Source organism: Pseudoduganella sp. OTU4001 (assembly GCF_038440195.1).
In the GTDB taxonomy this organism is placed as follows: Bacteria; Pseudomonadota; Gammaproteobacteria; order Burkholderiales; family Burkholderiaceae_D; genus Rugamonas.
Genome location: NZ_JASATG010000028.1, coordinates 1 through 15,294 on the forward strand (window position 1 = coordinate 1; position 15,294 = coordinate 15,294).

18 protein-coding genes and 1 other RNA gene are annotated in these 15,294 nt (G+C 62.2%); 5 read left to right on the plus strand and 14 right to left on the minus strand.

The annotated features are described in order from the left end of the window. On the minus strand, nt 1–1,740 hold a 1,740-nt coding region (gene dnaX / locus AAHE99_RS20550; protein WP_342119225.1), incomplete at its 3' end, for a DNA polymerase III subunit gamma/tau. 98 nt (nt 1,741–1,838) lie between these two features. Here dnaX and AAHE99_RS20555 point away from each other — a divergent pair. Beyond that, on the plus strand, nt 1,839–2,501 hold the full coding sequence (locus AAHE99_RS20555; protein ID WP_342119226.1) for a DUF2987 domain-containing protein: 663 nt from the start codon (nt 1,839–1,841) through the stop codon (nt 2,499–2,501). A gap of 36 nt (nt 2,502–2,537) precedes the next feature. Here AAHE99_RS20555 and ffs read toward each other — a convergent pair. Together ffs and ubiD are read right to left on the minus strand one after the other, a co-directional pair. Beyond that, nucleotides 2,538–2,636: signal recognition particle sRNA small type (gene ffs / locus AAHE99_RS20560), an RNA gene on the minus strand. A gap of 15 nt (nt 2,637–2,651) precedes the next feature. Beyond that, nucleotides 2,652–4,136, minus strand: coding sequence for a 4-hydroxy-3-polyprenylbenzoate decarboxylase (gene ubiD, locus AAHE99_RS20565; protein WP_342119227.1), 1,485 nt, complete (start codon nt 4,134–4,136; stop codon nt 2,652–2,654). Nucleotides 4,137–4,612: 476 nt separating this feature from the next. Between ubiD and AAHE99_RS20570 the strand changes: the two genes are divergently transcribed. After that, nucleotides 4,613–5,524 carry a lytic transglycosylase domain-containing protein gene (locus AAHE99_RS20570; RefSeq protein ID WP_342119228.1) on the plus strand — a complete coding sequence of 304 codons (912 nt, stop codon included), beginning with the start codon at nt 4,613–4,615 and terminating at the stop codon, nt 5,522–5,524. Between the two features lie 151 nt (nt 5,525–5,675). Here the strand turns inward: AAHE99_RS20570 and nusB are convergent, their stop codons facing one another. The 3 genes from nusB to ribBA are packed head-to-tail and all read right to left on the minus strand — an operon-like array spanning nt 5,676 to nt 7,800. Then, nucleotides 5,676–6,146, minus strand: a complete 471-nt coding sequence (gene nusB / locus AAHE99_RS20575; RefSeq protein ID WP_342119229.1) for a transcription antitermination factor NusB — start codon at nt 6,144–6,146, stop codon at nt 5,676–5,678. A 20-nt stretch (nt 6,147–6,166) separates the two neighbouring features. After that, entirely contained in the window at nt 6,167–6,655 is a 489-nt protein-coding gene (gene ribH / locus AAHE99_RS20580) for a 6,7-dimethyl-8-ribityllumazine synthase (protein WP_342119230.1), read from the minus strand. A gap of 35 nt (nt 6,656–6,690) precedes the next feature. Then, nucleotides 6,691–7,800 carry a bifunctional 3,4-dihydroxy-2-butanone-4-phosphate synthase/GTP cyclohydrolase II gene (ribBA, locus tag AAHE99_RS20585; RefSeq protein ID WP_342119231.1) on the minus strand — a complete coding sequence of 370 codons (1,110 nt, stop codon included), beginning with the start codon at nt 7,798–7,800 and terminating at the stop codon, nt 6,691–6,693. A 143-nt stretch (nt 7,801–7,943) separates the two neighbouring features. On the opposite strand from ribBA, the gene AAHE99_RS20590 reads away from it, so the two are divergent. Beyond that, nucleotides 7,944–8,366: an OsmC family protein gene (locus tag AAHE99_RS20590; protein WP_342119232.1), complete on the plus strand. Its 423-nt coding sequence runs from the start codon at nt 7,944–7,946 to the stop codon at nt 8,364–8,366. 118 nt (nt 8,367–8,484) lie between these two features. After that, nucleotides 8,485–9,198 carry an SDR family oxidoreductase gene (locus AAHE99_RS20595; protein ID WP_342119233.1) on the plus strand — a complete coding sequence of 238 codons (714 nt, stop codon included), beginning with the start codon at nt 8,485–8,487 and terminating at the stop codon, nt 9,196–9,198. A gap of 27 nt (nt 9,199–9,225) precedes the next feature. Here AAHE99_RS20595 and AAHE99_RS20600 read toward each other — a convergent pair whose 3' ends face one another. The 3 genes from AAHE99_RS20600 to AAHE99_RS20610 all read right to left on the minus strand — a co-directional run bounded on the left by AAHE99_RS20600 (nt 9,226) and on the right by AAHE99_RS20610 (nt 11,445). Beyond that, a complete protein-coding gene (locus AAHE99_RS20600; protein ID WP_342119234.1) occupies nt 9,226–9,945 on the minus strand; it encodes a TlpA family protein disulfide reductase in 720 nt (239 codons plus the stop codon). Between the two features lie 20 nt (nt 9,946–9,965). Next, nucleotides 9,966–10,367, minus strand: coding sequence for a hypothetical protein (locus AAHE99_RS20605; RefSeq protein ID WP_342119235.1), 402 nt, complete (start codon nt 10,365–10,367; stop codon nt 9,966–9,968). 241 nt (nt 10,368–10,608) lie between these two features. Further along, on the minus strand, nt 10,609–11,445 hold the full coding sequence (locus AAHE99_RS20610; RefSeq protein ID WP_342119236.1) for an alpha/beta fold hydrolase: 837 nt from the start codon (nt 11,443–11,445) through the stop codon (nt 10,609–10,611). Nucleotides 11,446–11,622: 177 nt separating this feature from the next. Here AAHE99_RS20610 and AAHE99_RS20615 point away from each other — a divergent pair, with 177 nt between their 5' ends. Continuing rightward, nucleotides 11,623–11,955 (plus strand): helix-turn-helix domain-containing protein, encoded by a 333-nt coding sequence (locus AAHE99_RS20615; RefSeq protein ID WP_342119237.1) that lies wholly within the window; start codon nt 11,623–11,625, stop codon nt 11,953–11,955. Here the strand turns inward: AAHE99_RS20615 and AAHE99_RS20620 are convergent. From AAHE99_RS20620 to AAHE99_RS20640, 5 genes are read right to left on the minus strand one after another with little or no spacing between them, the layout of a single operon-like run. Then, complete coding sequence (locus tag AAHE99_RS20620; RefSeq protein ID WP_342119238.1) at nt 11,948–12,559, minus strand: riboflavin synthase; 612 nt, start codon at nt 12,557–12,559, stop codon at nt 11,948–11,950. The two genes, AAHE99_RS20615 and AAHE99_RS20620, sit on opposite strands and share 8 nt — an antisense overlap. 8 nt (nt 12,560–12,567) lie before the next feature. Further along, the gene (ribD, locus tag AAHE99_RS20625) at nt 12,568–13,665 is read right to left on the minus strand and encodes a bifunctional diaminohydroxyphosphoribosylaminopyrimidine deaminase/5-amino-6-(5-phosphoribosylamino)uracil reductase RibD (protein WP_342119239.1); all 1,098 of its coding nucleotides are present in this window, start codon (nt 13,663–13,665) and stop codon (nt 12,568–12,570) included. Next, entirely contained in the window at nt 13,662–14,324 is a 663-nt protein-coding gene (locus AAHE99_RS20630; RefSeq protein WP_342119240.1) for a GspH/FimT family pseudopilin, read from the minus strand. Before AAHE99_RS20630 ends, ribD begins: the two co-directional genes overlap by 4 nt. After that, nucleotides 14,252–14,707: a type IV pilin protein gene (locus AAHE99_RS20635; protein ID WP_342119241.1), complete on the minus strand. Its 456-nt coding sequence runs from the start codon at nt 14,705–14,707 to the stop codon at nt 14,252–14,254. The genes AAHE99_RS20630 and AAHE99_RS20635 overlap by 73 nt, the downstream gene beginning before the upstream one ends. After that, complete coding sequence (locus AAHE99_RS20640) at nt 14,704–15,294, minus strand: pilus assembly PilX family protein (protein ID WP_342119242.1); 591 nt, start codon at nt 15,292–15,294, stop codon at nt 14,704–14,706. Before AAHE99_RS20640 ends, AAHE99_RS20635 begins: the two co-directional genes overlap by 4 nt.

Here is a 15,294-nt window from a genome sequence, read left to right on the forward strand (position 1 = left end):
GGCACGTGCGGCTTCAAGCGCGGCGTTGATCGCCATCTTCGCCGGGCTCATTGGGCGGCTATCAGCTACCGGCGCAGGCTGCGGTGCTGGTGCGGGAGGCTGGGCAGGGGCGGCATCGGCTGGCGCGGCGGACATCGGGGCCGGGGCCGGCGCGGGCTCGGCGAACGGCGCGGCGGACACCTGGTCGTGCGCTGCTGCCTGCACTGACGCGGCGGGCATCTGGCCGTGTGCCGGTGCCTGCGATAGCTCGGCGGCCGGCGAGGCTGGCATCTGGCCGTGTGCTGGCGCCGGTGCGGGCGCGGTGGCTGGCGCGGCGGACATCGGGGTCGATGCTGGCGCGGCGGCTGGTGCGGCGGCCGTCGGCACGGTGGTAGCGGCGGCTGGGACGCTGGTCAGGTGCGACGCTGCTGGCGCATTGGCGGCGGCTGCGGCGGCGGGGGCGACTTGCTGGACTGGCGGTGCGGCCGGCACGGATGCAGCGGCGGCAGCGGCAGGCGACGGCTGGCCGACCGGAACGCTCATGCGATCCGCCGTGGCGGCGCTGGCAGCCATGGCGGCGGCCGCTGCGGCACGGGCCGGATTAGCGCCGGCTGGACGAGCCGCTACCGGGGCGCTGGCCGGTTGGCCATCTGCCCCACCGATGCCGGGCCGAAAGGCAAGCATGCGTAACAAGGTCATGGAGAAGCCGGCATATTCATCCGGCGCCAGCCCCAGTTCATTCCGCCCATGCACGGCGATCTGGTAATACAGCTGCACCTCCTCCGCATCGAACAGGGAAGCCAGCCGCACGATATCGTTATATTCCGGCAGGTCGGAAGGCACCGCCGAAGGCACGGTCTGCGCCAACGCGATCCGGTGCAGCAAAGTACCCAGGTCCTGCAAAGCGCCGTTATAAGACAGCGAACGAGACGCCATTTCATCGGCCACCGCCATCAGGTCCGCGCCATCCTTATTGGCCAGCGCATCCAGCAGGCGCACCAGGTAGGACTGGTCCAGCGCCCCCAGCATGCCCTGCACCGAATCCAGCGTGACAGCGCCGGCGGCGTAGGCAATCGCCTGGTCGGTCAGCGACAGTGCATCGCGCATCGAACCATGCGCGCCTTGCGCCAGCAGGCGCAGCGCAGGCTGTTCGAACACGACGCCCTCCTGGCCCAGGATATTCTCCAGGTGGCCCACGATATGCCCCGGCGGCATCTGCTTCAGGTTGAACTGCAGGCAGCGCGACAGCACGGTGACCGGAATCTTTTGCGGATCGGTGGTCGCCAGGATGAACTTGATGTGCTCCGGCGGCTCCTCCAGCGTCTTCAGCATCGCATTGAAGGCGTGGTTGGTCAGCATATGCACCTCGTCGATCATATAGACCTTGAAGCGCGCATTAGACGGTGCGTACACCGCCTGCTCCAGCAACTGCGCCATTTCGTCGACGCCGCGGTTGGACGCCGCGTCCATCTCGACGTAATCGACAAAGCGGCCGCCATCGATCGCGGTACAAGCCTCGCATACGCCGCACGGGGTGGCCGTGATGCCGCCATTGCCGTCCGGGCCGACGCAGTTCAGCGACTTGGCCAGGATACGGGACAGCGTCGTCTTGCCGACACCGCGCGTCCCGGTGAACAGGTAGGCATGGTGCAGGCGCCCGGTATGCAACGCGTGGGTCAGTGCACGGACTACGTGCTCCTGGCCGACCAGCGTTTCAAAGTTCCGGGGACGGTATTTGCGGGCGAGGACTTGATAGGACATGTGCGCGATTTTACCGTAGATGCCGAGGCTGCGGACAACATTAGACGTTCGGCCACACTTCGACTACACTTTGCTTTTTTGATAACTAGACGGCAACAATGAAGAAACTCGTCCTGCTTACCCTGCTGGCCCTGGCCGGTGCCGCCCATGCGCAAGAACGCGAGTGGCTGCCGTATAAGAAATTCCTCGAAAAGACCCGCCTGGACCGCTACTTCGCCCTGCCGCCGGCCGAGCGCGACAAACTGGACATCTACCTGACGCTCAAGCCCTCCAATGCCCAGATCAAGGCGGCGGACATGAACCTGACCGTGGTCCACAATGGCACCCGCACCGTGCTGCCGGTCAGCGAAAAAGGCCACCTGCACCTGACGCCAAACCAACAATGGATCGCGGGCGATGCCAAGATCACCACTACCCAGCCGGCCGGCGAGAAAATCTCCATCGCCTACAACCTCGACGCCGTGGTCCCGGAAGGCACCCAATGGCATTACAACAAGTTGATGGACAGCGTGGACCAGGGTAATGCGGCGATCAGCAAGGTGGCCGGCGCCTTCAGCCTGTTTGCTCCGAATATGAAGTCCGTCCTGCTCAGTTTTGACAAGCCGGCGCAGGTGACGATCCAGTCGCGCTCGGGCACCAAACAACTGGTCAGCGATGCGAAGCACAAGATCCGCCTGCAGCCCGACAAGGCGCTGGTGAAGGAGAATCCGCTGGTGCAGGTATCGAGCCGTCCAATCCAGGCGGAACTCGATACGGAATAAAAAAAGCTGCCGTCGGCAGCTTTTTCACGAATTCAAAGAGGCGAGCCTGATCTGCGGCACTTGCGGTGAACAGCTTTGGCTGCTTCGTTCCCGACCTGACCAGGTTAACCGTGCCACAATGCGCAGGGGCCCGCCCGGCGCAATTATAGGCTATAAACCGAGCTGCTGCCAAATACCGTCCACGCGTGCCTTCACCTCATCGGTCATGGTGATGACGGTGCCCCATTCGCGGCTGGTTTCACCCGGCCATTTATTGGTGGCGTCGATGCCCATCTTGCTGCCCAGACCACTGACCGGCGACGCAAAGTCAAGGTAATCGATCGGCGTGTTGTCGACCAGGGTGGTGTCGCGGGTCGGATCGACGCGCGTGGTAATCGCCCACATCACCTCTTTCCAGTCGCGAATGTCCACATCCTCGTCCACCACGATAATGAACTTGGTATACATGAACTGGCGCAGGAAGCTCCACACGCCGAACATCACGCGCTTGGCATGGCCCGCGTACTGTTTGCGGATTTGCACCACCGCCATGCGGTAGCTGCAGCCTTCCGGCGGCAGGTAGAAATCGGTGATCTCGCTGAACTGCTTCTGCAGCAGCGGCACAAAGACTTCGTTCAGCGCAACGCCCAGCACGGCCGGTTCGTCCGGCGGTTTGCCGGTATAAGTAGAGTGGTAGATCGGATCGCGCCGCATGGTGATGCGGTCGATGGTAAAGACCGGGAACCAGTCCTGCTCATTGTAATAGCCGGTGTGGTCGCCATACGGCCCTTCCAGCCCGTGCTCAAAGCCGGTCGGGTGGTTTTCGTCCGGATAGATATGCCCTTCCAACACGATTTCGGCCGATGCCGGCACGCGCAGTTCGCTGCCGATGGCCTTGGTCAACTCGGTGCGGCTGCCGCGCAGCAGGCCGGCGAATTGGTATTCCGACAGCGCATCCGGCACCGGCGTTACCGCGCCGAGGATGGTGGCCGGGTCGGCGCCCAGCGCAACGCAGACTGGATAAGGCTGGCCGGGATTCTTGATGCAGTGCTCGCGGAAGTCCAGCGCGCCGCCGCGATGCGCCAGCCAGCGCATGATCACTTTATTACGCCCCAACACCTGCTGGCGGTAGATGCCCAGGTTCTGGCGCTTCTTGTTCGGGCCCTTGGTAATAACAAGGCCCCATGTAATAAGGGGCGCCACGTCGCCCGGCCAGCAATGCTGGATCGGCAAGCGGGCCAGATCGACATCATTGCCTTCCCATACAATCTCCTGGCACGGCGCGCCGCGCAGCTCTTTCGGCGACATATCCCACACGGCTTTGACCAGGGAGCCCAGGCCCATCAAGTCCTTGAAGCCTTTTGGCGGCTCGGGCTCCTTCAGCTGCGCAAGCACATGGCCGATCTTGCGCAGCTCGCTGACATCGTCGGCGCCCATGCCCAGCGCCACGCGACGCGGCGTACCGAACAGGTTGCCCAGCACCGGCATGTCGAAACCGGCCGGTTTTTCGAACAGGATGGCCGGTCCGCCGGCGCGCAAGGCGCGGTCGCAGACCTCCGTCATCTCCAAATGTGGCGAGACTGGCAAGCTTGTGCGCTTTAGTTCGCCAATTGCTTGCAGTTGGGAAATAAAATCTCGGAGATCGCGATATTTCATACTTTTTTACGATTTTTTTGCTTCGGACGAGGCGCTTCAGCACTTTTGGTCAAGTCGTTGATTTTATTGGTTTTTGCCAACATGTACACGAGAAAATCATACTCAAAAGTAATAAAGATTGTCCGTGTTAGTATTGACTAGATATATCACCCCTCCTACAATTTGACCTACTTGATGAGGACATGGCCTTTCTGCCAACTTAGTTGTCACTCATTACATTCACGGAGTCCGGGCTCCATCAGACATTTTAAGGAGTGTTTTTCACGAGGCGTCTGCCTCTACCCCGGAAAAAGTTGTGTTGCAACTGGCCCAACAGAATCGCCAGCTTTAGCAAACAATGATGGCGTCCAGTCCCGCGCGACCTGTGCGGCGGTGGACGAAGATAACACTGATGTAACGACTATGGCACGTCGAATTGACCGCGATTTTTACGCGGCGGGGACGCGTTTTGACTCTTACATTTCAGGGGAGTTCTGATGAACAATCAATTCAATGGGTTGCTGCTTAGCGCCCGCCAATGGGCCCGCCAGCCCGCCGCGTGGATTTCCGCGCAGAGCATTTCGGCCCGCGGTCTGCTGACCGCCGCTCAGTCGACTCTGAGCATCTTTGGTATTGTGGCAATTATCGTGGCTTGCGCCATGGTGGCACGTCCTGAACTGGCATCCGACCTGGCGCACGTACTGCGCGGCCAGCCGGCTGCTCCGGCGCAGGTTGTCGTGGCGCCGCCGCTGTCCGAGCTGATGGAAGCCCCGGCTGCCCGTCCAGCCGGCGTGGCGACCGCGGAAGTGCCGCTGACGGCCGAGGAAAAGGCCCTGATGGGCACCAAGAAGCAGCAGGATGCGGTCACCAACTGGCTGGCCAAGCGCTACCGCGTAGCGGGCGATGCGACCAATATGCTGGTTTCCACCGCCTACCTGACCGCGCGTGAAATTAAGCTGGATCCGCTGCTGATCCTGGCCGTGATGGCTATCGAGTCGGGCCTGAATCCGTTTGCGGAAAGCCCAATGGGCGCGCAGGGCCTGATGCAGGTCATGTCCAAGGTCCATACCGACAAATTCCAGGATATGGGCGGCACCCAGGCTGCACTGAACCCGGTGGCCAACATCCGCGTCGGCGCGCTGATCCTGAAGGATTACGTGGCGCGTGGCGGCTCGGTGGAAGCTGGCCTGAAATACTACGTCGGCGCCGGCGCCTTCGACTCAGATGAGGGTTATGGCTCGCGCGTGATGGCCGAATGGAGCCGCCTGAAGCAGGTTTCCGCCGGCAAGAAGGTGCCTCACATCACCCCGCCGCAGGTTGCCGCCGCACCGGCCAAGCCTAAGGAAGCGCCTACCACGGTGGCGCAGGCTGAAAAGCAGATCAGCGCCGACCAGCTGGCTGGCCTGTAATCCCCTCGCCGCCGCTGCACAAAAGCCACCTACGGGTGGCTTTTTCTTTGCCCCAACAAATGTCCACTTTTGTTCCTGACCCCAAAGTGGACAAAAGTGGACAAAAAAATACCCTCCGCGCGGGAGGGTATTTGTGTGGGCTTACGGATGCTTACTTCTTCTTGTCGGCAGCGACTTCGTCGGCGCGCAGCTGGGCGGCCAGCTTGTCCAGCACGCCGTTCACGTACTTGTGGCCATCGATACCGCCGAAGGACTTGGTCAGCTCCACTGCTTCGTTGATGACGACGCGGTAGGGGATCTCGATGTGGTTCTTCAGCTCATAGGCGCCGATCAGCAGCACCGCGTGCTCGATCGGCGACAGCTCGCCGATACCACGATCAACCAGCGGCGCAAACACTTCGCGCAGCTCGACCGATTGCTTGATGGTGCCGCGCAGCAGGTCGGCAAAGTATTCGCCGTCCGCCTTGTCGAAGCCGTGGGCGCCGCGGATGTTGTTGACGACCTTGGTCGCGTCTTCATTGTTCAGCAGCCACTGGTACAGGCCCTGCAGCGCGAACTCGCGCGCGCGGTGGCGCGGGGTGCGGTTCTTGCTCGGGTTGGCGTGGGTCATATTGTCAGTCATGTTCTTACCTTCTTGTTGAATTACTCGTCGTCGCCCTGGTCCTGGTGCAGTTCTTCCAGGGCGATCGACAGGTTGGCCATTTCGACGGCACAGCGGGCCGCTTCGGCGCCCTTGACGGCCATGCGGACCTCCGCCTGTTCGTCGTTCTCGGTGGTCAGGATGGCGTTGGCGATAGGGATGCTGTAGTCCAGGCCCACGCGGGTGATGCCCGCGCCGGATTCATTGGACACCAGTTCGAAATGGTAGGTCTCGCCGCGGATCACGGCGCCCAGTGCGACCAGCGCGTCGAACTGGTTGGACTCGGCCATCTTCTGCAGCACCAGCGGCACTTCCAGCGCGCCCGGCACGGTCACGTGCAGGATGTCTTCGTCTTCCACGCCCAGGTTCTTCAGCTCCTGCAGGCAGGCCGACAGCAGGCCGTGGCAAACGTCTTCGTTGAAGCGCGCCTGCACGATGCCGATGCGCAGGTTTTCGCCGGACAGGTTGGTTTCGTAGGTTGCTACGGTCATGGTGATCCTCTCTTCTTATCAGGTTAAGCCGCGCTTCAGGCGGCAGGTTTGGCCATGTAGCCGGTGACTTCCAGGTTAAAGCCGGTCATCGAAGGCATCTTGCGCGGGCTGGCCAGCAGCTGCATCTTGCTGACACCGACTTCACGCAGGATTTGCGCGCCGATACCGTAGCTGCGCAGGTCCATGCTGGCGGCGCGGCCGGTCGGGCGCAGGTTCTTGTCCAGCGCTTCCAGCTGGCCGAACAGCTGTTCGGCGGTCTCGCCGCAGTTCAGCAGCACCATCACGCCCTGCTCCGCGCCCTTGATCGCCTTCAGCGAGGACGACACGTTCCAGGAGTGGGTGGTGGCTTCGGTTTCCAGCAGGTCCAGGATCGAGACCGGCTGGTGCACGCGCACCAGCGACTCTTTGCCCGGCGCCATATCGCCGTGCACCAGCGCCAGGTGGGCGGCGCCGCTTGGCTTGTCGCGGAAAGCAATCATACGGAAATCGCCGTGTGCGGTGCGCAGCGGACGTTCAGCGATGCGCTCCACCATGCATTCGTTCTGGCTGCGGTAGTGGATCAGGTCCGCAATGGTGCCGATCTTCAGGCCGTGTTCCTTGGCGAATTCCAGCAGTTCCGGCAGGCGCGCCATGGTGCCGTCATCCTTGATGATTTCGCAGATCACGGAAGCTGGCATCAGGCCGGCCATGGCGGTCAGGTCGCAGCCCGCTTCGGTATGGCCGGCGCGCATCAGCACACCGCCCGGCACTGCGCGCAGCGGGAAGATGTGGCCCGGCTGCACGATATCGCTTGGCTTGGCGCCCTTAGCTACAGCCACCTGGATGGTCTTGGCGCGGTCGGCGGCCGAGATACCGGTGGTCACGCCTTCCGCCGCTTCGATCGACACGGTGAAGTTGGTGCCGAAGGAGGTGCCGTTCTTGGCGGTCATCATGGTCAGGTCGAGCTGCTTGCAGTGCTCTTCGGTCAGAGTCAGGCAAACCAGGCCACGGGCGTGCTTGATCATGAAATTGATCGCTTCCGGCGTGACGTGCTCGGCGGCCAGCACCAGGTCGCCTTCGTTTTCGCGGTCTTCTTCGTCGACCAGGATCACCATGCGACCGGCGCGCAGTTCGGCGACGATTTCTTCGGTGCTGGAAATGGACATATTTTTTCCTTTGATGTGAGGCACAGAGCGTTTCTTTGTTAACCCGCTATTTTAAAGGATTTGGCGCAATCCCGCCCCTTGAGCGCCGCCTTTAGGGGTTTTGGCCTAGACTGAACTGTTTTTCCAACCTGATGGAGGCAGCGATGAAGACTAGCGGTTCGGCCGTCTGGAGTGGCGGCATCAAGGATGGGAGTGGGGCAATTAGCACCGTGAGCGGAGCGCTGCAGGGGGCGCCCTATGGCTTTGCCAGCCGGTTCGAGGACAAACCGGGCACCAATCCGGAGGAATTGATCGGTGCGGCGCATGCTGGCTGCTTCACCATGGCGCTGTCTCTGATCCTGGGCGAGGCAGGCCTGACGGCGGAAAAGATGGAAACCAAGGCCGATGTCACGCTCGACAAGGTGGGCGATGGCTACGCCATCACCTCCATCCACCTCACCTTGCAGGCCAAGATTCCCGGCGCCGACAAAGCCAAGTTCGAAGAGCTTGCCAATAAGGCAAAAGTTGGCTGCCCGGTGTCCAAGGTGCTGAACACCAACATCACCCTTACCGCTTCGCTGGTTTAAGCCGGCTGCCGGGGGCGCCAACGCGCCCTCAAAATTTTCCTTGAAGTTTTTAATTGCGACCACTATTATTAAGTCATTCGATGACGGTCGTCATCATTAAACCTCAAAGGAAACCATCATGAACATCAAAGATTCCGTCGTATTTATTACTGGTGCCAACCGCGGCCTGGGCCTGCAACTGGCCAAAGCCGCCCTCGCCGCCGGCGCGAAAAAAGTCTACGGCGCCGCCCGCGATTCCAAGTCGATCACCCTGCCCGGCGTGATCCCGGTCCAGCTGGATGTCACCAACCACGACGAAATCGCCTCCGTCACCCGCGAATACAAAGATGTGAACGTGCTGATCAACAACGCCGGCATCGTCAAGGCTGGCGGCATCCTGGCCGACAACTCCCTTGAGCTGGCCCGCGCCGAACTGGAAACCAATGTGATCGGCCCCATGCTGCTGAGCAAAGGCTTCGCCCCTACGCTGAAAGCCAACGGCGGCGGCGCCATCGTCAACATCCTGTCCGTGCTGGCGTGGCTGAGCCAGGGTCCGACCAATACCTACAGCATGTCGAAATCGGCGGCCTGGGCCCTGACCAACGGCCTGCGCGTTGAACTGGCGCCGCAAGGCACCCAGGTGGTTGGCGCCCACATGGGCTATATGGAAACCGACATGACCGCCGGCTACGAGGTGCCGAAGATCAAGCCGGAAGAGGTGGCAGCGGAGATCTTCGCCGCGCTGGCGGAAGGGAAAGATGAAGTGCTGGCGGACGACCTGACCCGCCAGGTCAAGCAAGGCATCACCGCCGAAGTGCCGGCCTACATCGCCGTCTCCCGCGCCACTGCCTAAGCTTGAAAACCGTAGCGCCCGGGATGCTTACTGCGCCCGGGCTGCTATCGTTTTGGCGACCCACTTGTCCAAATCCCAGCCATGGGTACTGGCCTCGACACCATTGGTAATCGCGACAACAACACCCTTCGGATCAAGTAGCGCAAAGGATGGGTAGACTTTGACGCCAACCTGGTCGAGCAGTTCGCCAGCATCCGCTACAGTACGCCAGTTGAAATTGGTCCTTTTAACGAACTTCCTCGCCTCATCCTTCGAATCGAAGGTAATCGCCAGAACGTCAAAATCTTTGTTTCGCGCAGCGAATTCGTTCAACATGGGCACCTCTTTAATGCACGGCACGCAGTCGCCAAAGTAGAAATTGACGACGGTGTAGCGCCCTATCAAGGCTGCATTGTCGACCATACTGCCATCCATCGCGCGCAGCTTGAATGCCGGGAACCCCGCTCCCGCAGCGAGCCTATATTTGGGCAGGACCATCTTGGCGGTCGCCGCCTCAAGCCTTACCACCGCTGAGGACTGCGTGCCGTTCTTCCGCTTTTCCATGCCAAACGATCTATTCGGCAGCAATTTCTGGAACTGCTCGAATGTGAGTTGCTTGCCCTTTTCATCCTGGTACTCGACACGCTGGTAGCCGGTCAGGTCCATCTGTTCACGGAATTTAAGCTCGGCACCACTGGCCGGTACCCCGGAACTCGCCGGCGCGTTTGCGCAGCACAGCAACAGTAACGCAGCAATGTATAGACGCATCAATCACCCCACTTTGTAAGTTAGAAAGGTATTGGGCAGGTTGAAGCCATGGGCTGGCCGAATTCCGGCCGCCCCGAGCGGGGATCGCTGTTGGCGGAGATGCCGCCTTTGTCCGGATAGTAGAGACAGTATTCGCCCAGTGCGGTCGTCACGCGGTAGATGCGTTTCGGATCGCGCGGGGCGCTGACCAGCTCCATGCGTGGGGCTTCGAGTAGCTTCGGCGGCACGGCCGCGCGCGCCGCTGCAAAGCCTTTCGCCAGGCGCGCAGCCACCGAATCGGGCGCAGGCGAGTAAGTCTGCCCCGCGTCACCGCGCAGCGGACGCTCGGCCGCTACGGCCTTGATCGCTTCGCGCAGCACCTCCGGGGGAATCACGTTCGTCGCGGGCACCAGCGCCGGCTCAGCCGGCTCGCTGGGCTCCACGTGAGTTTCAGCAAGGGCCGGACGTTCTTTCTCTCCCCTCTGGATTTTCGCCACAGGCCTCGTGAGCTTGGAAATGGCAGCCGCCTTTACCTGAATGTCGAGCTGCTGTGGTTTGGGCAGCAGTATCTGAACCCATTCACGCCGATCCTTTACCTCTGGCACAGGTACCGGGCGGCTTGCCCACCAAAACAGCGCCAGGTGCGCCACGACTACAATCGCAAGGCGTATGGCGCCGCGATTATTAGTGCGCCCCATCCAGGAATTCGCGATATGCGCTCAAAGTGTCAGGCTGGCTCATCGCATTCATATGGCCCGCCTCGCTGGCTGCCACAAAGCGCTTGCGCTGGTTATCAAGGCTGTCGAACAGTGCACGCGCGGTATGGATGGGCGTCTGGTTATCTTTGGCGCCGTTGATTACCAGCACCGGGCCCTGGAAGCTGCGCAGGGCCGCGCGGTTATCAACCGCGAGCAGATTCTCGTCCAGGTTGACACGCACGAAGGGTTTGGCGAACCAAGGGATGGTGTTATCGACATAGGCCCGCGCATCGGTGCCGGTCGCTTCCAGCACCACGGCATCCAGTGGGCGCTTGCCGGCCAGTTTGGCGGCCACGAAGCTGCCGAACGAATGTCCATGCACCACCAGCTTGCCTTTGGTGGTGGCGCGCACGTGGTCGTACAGGGCCAGGGTTTCGCGCTCCAGGTCCGGCAAATCGAACGCCGAATCAGGCGCTTCGCTGCGGCCAAAGTCGTGGTAGTCGAAGCTGATGATGTTTGCGTTCAGTTCCGCGAAAGGCTTGCCGAAGTAGGCTGCATTGGTGTCAACGCGCACGCCGGCGCCCATGAAATACAGGACGGTGAACTGTGCGTCCGGCTTATGCATGAAAATCCCACGGCTGATGGCGCCGCCGGGATGGGTGAACTCGATATTGTCGATCTTGTAGGCCGGCGTGGCTTTCTTCAAAACCGCCAGTTTCCCCGTATCCTTGGGGATGAAGCTACGTGAGGTGACGTTGACGGTGGTGCACGCGGACAGCGCGACCGCCAGCAAGGTATATGCAGCCAAAGACGAGTAACGCATTGGGGAACCCAGGAGGTTGATCGGAATGCGAGTTTAGCATTCTGACAACTCCTGCACTCCCGAAAATTGTAACAATGTCTACATGGCTGCGACCGAAATGCATAGCACCGAGTGCTACACTATCCAACGGCCGAAGACTTTCGCTGAGCAATGCCGGCGAACTTAAGGAGATATGTGTTGAGCAGGAAAATTAGCGAAGACGCGAGAATGCTTCGGGAGCTGCTCGAAACAGCAGAAAGCCTGAGTTCGTATGGCGTCATGTCGACGCCAGAACTTGGGCGTGTACGTGCTCTTTGCCAGGAGCCGCCAGAATATACGCCTGATCGCGTTATCGAAATTCGGACCAGCAAAGCCAGAATGAGCCAGGCAGTCTTTGCCACGTTTCTTAACGTGAGCGTTTCAACCGTGCAGAAATGGGAATCACCGACCGCTGGAAAACGTCCCAGCGGTGCGGCGGCAAAGCTGCTTCAGTTAGTTGAAATCAAAGGCATTGAAGCGCTGATTATTTGAGCGACAGCATGCGCTCCACGTAGCGGGCGATCAGGTCGATTTCGAGGTTGACCTTGGAGCCGGCTTTCAGGTGTTTGAGCGTGGTGACCTGGATGGTATGCGGGATCAGGTTGATCGAGAAGGCGCAGCCAGTGGCGCTGTCTTCGACGCGGTTGACGGTCAGAGACACGCCGTTCACCACAACGGAGCCTTTGTAGGCCAGGTACTTGGCCAGGTCGCGCGGAGCTTCGATCACCAGTTCGTGCGATTCGCCAACCGGCTCGAACTTGCGCACCACGCCGAGGCCATCGACGTGGCCGGAAACCAGGTGGCCGCCCAGGCGCTCGGCCAGGGTCAGGGCTTTTTCCAGGTTCACTTCGGTGGTGGTGTCGAGGCCGACGGTCTTGTTCAGGCTTTCGCGCGAAACATCGACGGTGAAGCCGGTGGCGGTCTTCTCGACCACGGTCATGCACGCGCCGTTCAGGGCGATCGAGTCGCCCAGGCCGACGTCGGCCATTGGCAGGCCGCCTGCATCAACGTCCAGGCGCACGCCTGCATCGGCGCCGCCTGCCAGCGGGGTGACGGATTTGATTTTGCCGACTGCGGCTACGATTCCAGTAAACATAGTGTTCTTCAGTGAGGGTTGAATCGGGCAAGGATACGCAAATCGGCGCCGACTTGCTTAACCTCGTGGAATTTCAGGTTGTGCTTTCCGCTCAGCTCCGTGAGGGCGGGCAGCGCGAACATGCCTTGGGCGTCGCCCAGCAGCGTGGGCGCCAGGTAGACCAGCAGCTCGTTGACGCAGCCTTCGCGGATCATGGAGCCATTCAGCTTGCCGCCGGCTTCGACGTGCAGTTCGTTGATCTGGCGGCGGCCCAGCTCGCGCATCAGTTCGGGCAGATCGACCTTGCCGTGGGCGTTGGGCAGCACGATGATTTCGGCGCCTTTGTCGCGCAGGGCTGCTTCCTTTTCGGGATGGTGGGCGGCAGCGATGATCCAGGTGCCGCCGCCTTCCAGCACGCGTGCCTGCGGACTGATGTCGAGTTTGCTGTCGACCACGATGCGGCGTGGCTGGCGCGGGGTTTCGACGGCGCGCACATTCAGCTGCGGATCGTCGGCCTTGACGGTGCCGATGCCGCTCAGGATGGCGCAGGCGCGGGCGCGCCAGGCGTGGCCGTCGGCGCGCGCTTCGGGGCCGGTGATCCATTGGCTTTGGCCGTTATGCAGGGCGGTCATGCCATCCAGGCTGGCGGCGGTCTTCATGCGTACCCATGGCAGGCCGTGGCGCATGCGGTGGAAGAAGCCGATGTTCATTTCGTAGGCCTGCTCGGCCAGCAAGCCGCTGCTGACCTGGATGCCGGCGGCGGCCAGGCGTGCCATGCCGTTGCCGGCGACCAGGGGGTTGGGGTCTTCCATCGCGGCGACCACGCGGCCCAGGCCTTCGCGCACCAGGGCGTCGGCGCAGGGCGGCGTGCGGCCGTGGTGGCTGCAGGGTTCCAGCGTGACGTAGGCGGTGGCGCCGCGCACGTCGTGGCCGCGTCGCTTGGCGTCCTTGATGGCCTGGATTTCGGCGTGGTCCTGGCCGGCGGCTTGCGTGACGCCTTCGCCGACCACTACGCCGTCGCGCACGATCACGCAGCCAATGCGTGGGTTGGGCGAGGTGGTGTAAAGGCCTTTTTCTGCCCATTGCAGGGCGAGCTGCATGCCTTCGAGGTCGCTGTTGATGTTCATATGCTTGCGCAGGTGGCCGGTTCCAGGGCGGGGTCGCACAGCCGCGCCCTGCCCTGCATATTGATCTTGATATTGCGCTGCGCGCCGGCCAGTTCAAGGGTGATGGTGCCAAAGTTGGCGGCATTCGGGTGGGCGGCGCGGCAGCTGCGTCCTGCTGCATTATATGCGACGTAAAAAGGGGCGGTGGCGTCGGTGAATCTTGCCCGGATGCGCAGGCGCTCCGGGGGCGGCTTGTGGCGGTGCAGGATTGGCTCGCCGGCGTCGGGGCTGCGGTTGGTGTTGGTGTCTTGCAGGATTAGCCAGCCTTGCTGCCAGTCGCCGTTTTCGCTCAGCAGCGTGACCACGCGGCGGCGGGCGATGGCCTGGGCACGGGTTTCATTGATTGCCGCCAGCAGGTCGGCGGAGGCGGCGCGCAACTGGCGGCCGGCGAGCATATTGCTTAGGTCGGGCATCGCGCTGGCGAACAGGATGGAGAGGATGGCCAGGACGATCAGGAGCTCCAACAAGGTGAAGCCCGGCAGGCCAGGCGCCTGCGAGGTCGCCAGGCGGGGCCGCAGCGCGGAGGCGCGGCGGGCGGCGGCGGGCTTTAGCGCCAGCAGCCGGGGCCGGGGCCGCTGGCGAGGTGCAGGCCGGTGCTGGTGAGGATCAGGCGTTGGCATCGGATGTCCTTGAAGTTGCTGTCTACGTTGGCGGTGCCGGGGGTGGCGATGAGCTGGATGCAGTCGCGGATTTCCTGGCCGTCGCAGGCTTTGCCTTCGACCTCGTAGGCGCTGCTGCGGGCGGCGCGGCCGGACCACCAGCGGAACTGGCTCTCTGCCTCGCCTTGCCCGGTGGCGGAAAAAGCGATGTAGGTATTGAAGCGGGTGAAGTGGCGCTCTTGCTGCTGCATCAGCTCCTGCAGCGTGGCTTGCGCTTCGCTGCGGCGCATGCGGATGACGGCTTCGTTCCATACCGGCATCGCGGCAGAGGCGAGTACCGCGACGATCGCGATGGCGACCAGGATGCCGATCAGGCCTTCGCCATTGGCGTGCCTGGCGTTCATTGGCCGCCCTCCCCGCTGGCGGCGTCGTGCAGCGCTTGCCAGTCCATGATTTCGCGCCAGCTGTAGCGGTGGACCGGGACTGGGGGCTTGAAAGTGGCCTGCAGCACGGCCTCTGCACCGGGCCTGCTGCCCAAGCCGATCACGGTGACGCGGTAGTAATGCTCAGGTGGCGTTCCGGCGGGCGCGCCCGGTGGGATGTAGGCGATGCGTTCGACCAGGTAGCGTGGGCGGCGGAATGGCAGGACGCCTTGTCCGGTCTCCATGGCGGCGCCGGTCAGGGCGCCATATTCGGTACCGCCATTGCCGGCCAGGTCGACGGTTTGCCAGGCTGGCGTCGCCTCGCTGGCGGGCGTGCCGGGGTCGCGAGCTGGCACTTCGAGCGGCACGCCGAGGCCGGCGTTGATGTCGCGTTCTGCGTCTGTCATAGCATCCTCCGCTGCCTGGAAGGCGATCAGGCGGTCTCGTTCGGAACGGGCGGACTTCTCGCCCAGCATGGCCATTTGTGCTGCGGATGCGCCCAGTGCCAATGCGGCCAGCAGCAGCAACAGCGTGACGGGGAGCGTGATGCCGCGCTGCTTGCGTTTCAT